Origin of the sequence: Arenimonas malthae CC-JY-1 (assembly GCF_000747075.1) — a bacterium.
In the GTDB taxonomy this organism is placed as follows: domain Bacteria; phylum Pseudomonadota; class Gammaproteobacteria; order Xanthomonadales; family Xanthomonadaceae; genus Arenimonas; species Arenimonas malthae.
In genome coordinates this window covers 1-293 of record NZ_AVCH01000132.1, presented here as the reverse complement: position 1 = coordinate 293, position 293 = coordinate 1, and the positions used below count along the sequence as shown (strand labels likewise).

The 293-nt window shown below is 67.9% G+C and carries 1 protein-coding gene; it reads left to right on the top strand.

Translation table 11 applies throughout. The annotated features are described in order from the left end of the window. The coding region (locus tag N790_RS16580) for a hypothetical protein (RefSeq protein ID WP_211251958.1) at positions 1–181 on the top strand (181 nt) is incomplete at its 5' end. Between the last annotated feature and the right edge of the window lie 112 nt (positions 182–293).

The following is a 293-nucleotide window of genomic DNA, read 5'->3' as shown; positions in this document are numbered from 1 at the left end:
GGAGAAGAACCCTTTTTTTGCGCGCGCGTCCGTGAAGGCGGTCACAGTCCGTATATGCTTGGCAAGTCCGGCACACCGGACCGCCGGTGGGGGAACACCGGGGGACGCGGGCCTGACCAGCACCGCCGCAAGGCGGATTTTTATTGCCATCGATCCGTTACAGGGGATTCAAGCATCGTGAGCACCTCCATCCGCAAGCAGCGCCTGCGCGCCCTCGTCGTGGCCACCGCCCTGGCCTTCGGCGCCACCCCGGCCTTCGCCGGCCAGGTCGAGACCGCCGGCCTCGCGCCCGA